Raw genomic sequence first — 4,207 nt, 5'->3', positions numbered from 1 at the left:
CCCCGAACAGGAGCAGCATGACCGACGCCCCCGAGACGGCCGCCCCGGACGCGCCCCCGCGGCTGATCGCCACACCGGCCGGTGGAGTCCCCCGGCTCACCGACACCCGCGCGGGTCTGGAGGCCTGCGCCGCGGCGCTCGCCGCGGGGACCGGGCCGGTCGCCGTCGACGCGGAGCGCGCCTCCGGGATCCGGTACGGCCAGCGGGCCATGCTCGTCCAGCTCAAGCGCGAGGGCGCCGGCATCTGGCTCGTCGATCCCGAGGCCCTCGACGGGCTGGCCCCGCTGCAGGAGGCCCTCGCGGGCGTCGAGTGGATCCTGCACGCGGCCAGCCAGGACCTGCCCTGCCTGGCCGAGCAGGGGCTGCGCCCCGATCGGCTGTTCGACACCGAGCTCGCGGCCCGGGTGGCCGGCCTGCCGCGCGTCGGCCTGGCCGCGGTCCTGGAGGAGCTGCTGGGGGTCACCCTCGCCAAGGAGCATTCGGCCGCCGACTGGTCGGTGCGTCCGCTGCCCGAGGCGATGCTCACCTACGCGGCGCTCGACGTCGAGCTGCTCGTCCCGCTGCGCGAGGCCCTGATCGCGCGCCTCGAGGCCGACGGCAAGCTCGCGTGGGCCGAGCAGGAGTTCGAGCACGTGCGCACGGCCCCGCCGCCCACGCCGAAGAAGGACCCCTGGCGCGGCACCTCGGGCTCCCAGACGCTGCGCCGCCCCGTGCAGCGCGCGGTCCTCAAGCGCCTGTGGGAGGCCCGCGAGGACCTCGCCCGCCACCGCGACGTCGCCCCCGGCCGGCTCATCCCGGACCGGTCGATCGTCGCCGCCGCGGCCGCCCAGCCGCGCACCGTCCCCGCCCTGCGCCAGACCTCCGGCTTCCACGGCCGCGCCGCGAGCCGCGAGGCCCCGCGCTGGATCGCCGCGATCCGGGCCGGCGTCGAGGACGCCGAGCGGGGCGACGCCCCCGCGGCGCAGATCCGCACCGGGGACGGCCCGCCCCCACCCCGGGCCTGGAAGGACCGGGACCCGGTGGCGGACCGCCGCCTGCGCACGGCCAAGGCCCGCGTCGCCCGTCGGGCCGAGCAGCTGGGGATGCCCACCGAGAACCTCCTCACCCCGGACACCCTCCGGCGGATCTGCTGGACCCCGCCTGCCCCGATCACCCCCGAGACCGTGGACGCGTTCCTGACGGAGCGGGGCGCGCGCCCGTGGCAGGTGGAGAACGTCGGCGCGATCGTCACGGTCGCGCTCCTGGACCCCGATCCCGCCGGCGCCTGAGCCCCCGACGCGGCCGGCCGGATCGGTCCGTCGCGTCGCGTCGACGCGGAGGCTACTCGCCGGTAGTGTGACCCGCATGACATCCGTTTCTCTTGCTTCCTTCGACCACCTGCCCGCCCTGGCCCCGGATGAGGTCGTCACCACCGTCACCGTGACCGACCACGCCCTGCCCGAGGGTGCGGGCACGCTCGCGCTGCTCACGCTGGACAACGGGCAGGGACCCCGCCGGCCCGCGACCCTGGGCCCGGCCACGCTCCTCGGCCTCGGCCGGGTCCTCGACGAGCAGGCCGCCCGGGCCGCCGCGGGCGAGATCCAGGCCCTGGCCGTGACCGGCGTGGAGGGGACCTTCGCGGCCGGGGCGGACCTGTCCCTGATCGCGAGCATCACCGACGACGTCGGCCGCGACCTGGCCCTGCTCGGCCACGCCGTCTACGACCGGCTCGCGGCCCTCGAGATCCCCACGGTCGCGCTCGTGAACGGCCTCGCCCTCGGCGGCGGCCTCGAGCTGGCCCTGGCCGCCGGACACCGCGTGGTGGCCGCCGACGCGAAGGGCTTCGGCCTGCCCGAGGTCCGGCTCGGCCTGATCCCCGGCTGGTCCGGCGTGTGGCGCGTGCCCCACCTGATCGGCCCGGAGGCCGCCGTCGACGTCGTGCTGAAGAACCCCCTCGACGACAACCGCATGCTCGACGCCCGTGCGGCGCACGGGCTGGGGCTCATGGACCGGATCGTCGAGGGGGACCTCCTCGACGCCGGCCTCGAGCTCGCCGCCGCCCTGGTCACCGGGGACGAGTCCGTGGCGGCCGAACTGGCCGCCCACCGCGACCGCGACGTGTCCGACGCCGCCTGGGACCGCGCCCTGGCGGCGCTGGAGCGGCTGCAGGCCGCCCGTCCCGGTCGCCACCTGCCGGCGCGCCGTCACCTGGAGGCCCTGTTCACCGGGGCCCGCACGCGCACCCGCGCCGAGTCCGCCCAGGCCGAGGCGGACGCCCTCGGGACGCTGCTGCACTCCCCCGAGTTCCGCCGCACCGTGTACGCGTTCCTCGGCCTCGTCCAGGGCCGCGCCAAGCGCCCCGCCGGCGACCCGGGCCGCGAGCTCGCCCGCGAGGTCCGGAAGGTCGGCATCGTCGGTGCGGGCCTGATGGCCGGCCAGCTCGCCCTCGTCTTCGCCCGGCACCTGCGGGTGCCCGTCGTGATGACGGACGTCGACGCCGAGCGTGTCGAGCGCGGCCTGGCGGGCGTGCGCGCGCAGGTCGAGAAGATGGTCTCCCGTGGACGGCTCTCCGCCGAGGACGGCCAGGCCCTGGCCGGGTTGATCACCGCGGACACGGACAAAGCCGTGTATGCGGACGCCGACATCGTCATCGAGGCCGTCTTCGAGGAGCTCGAGGTCAAGCGCACCGTCTTCCGCGAGCTCGAGGGCATCGTGCGTGAGGACGCCATCCTGATGACCAACACCTCGAGCCTGTCCGTGGCCGCCATGGCCGAGGTCCTCGAGCGTCCCGAGCGCCTCGTGGGCTTCCACTTCTTCAACCCGGTGGCGGTCATGCCGCTCGTGGAGATCGTGCGGACCGAGGCGACGACGGACGAGGTCGTGGCCACCGCGTTCGAACTGACCCGCCGGCTCCGCAAGACCGGCGTGCTCGTCCACGACGCCACCGCGTTCGTGGTCAACCGCGTCCTGCTGCGCATGATGGGCGAGGTGCAGAACTCCTTCGACGAGGGCACCGACGCGCACGAGGCCGACCACGCGCTGGACCCGCTGGCCCTGCCGATGACGCCGTTCACCCTCCTGGCCATGGTCGGCATCCCCGTGGCCCAGCACGTGTCCGAGTCCCTCTCCGCGTCCTTCGGCGCGGAGCGCTTCCCGGTCTCGGCGAACCTGCAGCGCCTGATCGACGCCGGCAAGACCGCGATCTGGGCCAAGGACGTCCGCCCGGACCGGCGCGACGAGGAGGCCGCCGGCGCGACCGGCGAGCAGATCCCGGAGGCGACCGCGGCCCTGCTGGAGCAGGGCTCGACCCCGCAGACCTCCGAGGAGCTGCTGCGCCGGGTCGAGGACGCGCTGGCCGAGGAGATCGGCCTGCTCCTGGACGAGCGCGTCGTCGCGGCCCCCGAGGACGTGGACCTGTGCATGATCCTCGGCGCCAACTGGCCCCTGCACCTGGGCGGCATCACGCCGTACCTGGACGACTGCGGGGCCGCCGAGCGGGTGAACGGGCGGCGCTTCCACCCGGCCGCGCAGGCCTGACCGGCCCCGGCCGGGCCGTCCGCGACGGCCCGGCCCACGGCTCAGGCGATCGGCAGCCCGGCGAACGTCACCACGTGCGCGTCGAGCCCGGCGGTCGCCGCGGCCTGGTCGGCCACGGGGGTCGAGGCGGTGCCCCCGCCCCAGTCGGAGGCGACCACGGCGCCCTCGCGCACGAGGTGCGCCCCCAGCTCCACGCCGTCCGCGACGACGGCCACCCGCACGTCCGACCCGCCCGCGTCCGCCGGGCGCAGCTCGGCGCGGGGCACGCGCAGCCCGCCCTGCAGGGGCGAGGCCTCCTCGAGCCGGTCCACGGCGAGCGGGCCCTCGGCGGCCACCCGCGCGAGGAGGAGGTACTCCGCGTACGAGGGCAGCACCGCGGCGTCGATGCCGGCCCGCTCACGGTCGATGCGCACCCGCTGGGCTCCGGCGGAGTCCTCGTGGGTCGTCCATGCCCAGCCGTCCCCGTCGGGCGTGAAGCCGACCTGCGTCTGGGCGAGGTAGCGCTCGGGCAGTCCACCGCGGGCGGCGCGCTGGGCGGGCGTGGGGGCGAAGCCCATGCGGGTGGTCAGCACGCCGTCCTCCAGCACCCGGTGCAGGAAGCCGACGTGCACGTCGTCGAGGGTCACGGCCTCCCACCGCTCGAAGGGAGTGAGGTCGAAACGGGCGGCGCCGGTGGGGCGCGGGGCGGGGT

Annotated in this window: 3 protein-coding genes; 2 read left to right on the top strand and 1 reads right to left on the bottom strand. The window is 76.3% G+C overall.

Annotation, left to right across the window (positions count from 1 at the left end; genetic code table 11):
- Positions 1 to 17: 17 nt before the first annotated feature.
- Entirely contained in the window at positions 18 to 1,268 is a 1,251-nt protein-coding gene (locus tag QL983_RS10565; RefSeq protein WP_069941680.1) for a ribonuclease D, read from the top strand.
- A 76-nt stretch (positions 1,269 to 1,344) separates the two neighbouring features.
- Positions 1,345 to 3,516 (top strand): 3-hydroxyacyl-CoA dehydrogenase NAD-binding domain-containing protein, encoded by a 2,172-nt coding sequence (locus QL983_RS10560; protein WP_208857715.1) that lies wholly within the window; start codon positions 1,345 to 1,347, stop codon positions 3,514 to 3,516.
- A 41-nt stretch (positions 3,517 to 3,557) separates the two neighbouring features.
- On the opposite strand, the gene QL983_RS10555 is transcribed toward QL983_RS10560, so the two are convergent.
- Positions 3,558 to 4,207 (bottom strand): hypothetical protein (locus tag QL983_RS10555; RefSeq protein WP_206482190.1); only part of this gene is annotated, 650 nt, incomplete at its 5' end.

Source organism: Micrococcus sp. APC 4021 (assembly GCF_030407635.1).
Taxonomy (GTDB): domain Bacteria; phylum Actinomycetota; class Actinomycetes; order Actinomycetales; family Micrococcaceae; genus Micrococcus; species Micrococcus luteus.
This window is presented reverse-complemented; position numbering and strand designations above follow the sequence as displayed.

Coding starts and splice junctions, on each gene's coding strand:
- QL983_RS10565 (WP_069941680.1), top strand. CDS start 18: ATGACCGACGCCCCCGAGACGGCCGCCCCGGACGCGCCCCCGCGGCTG.
- QL983_RS10560 (WP_208857715.1), top strand. CDS start 1,345: ATGACATCCGTTTCTCTTGCTTCCTTCGACCACCTGCCCGCCCTGGCC.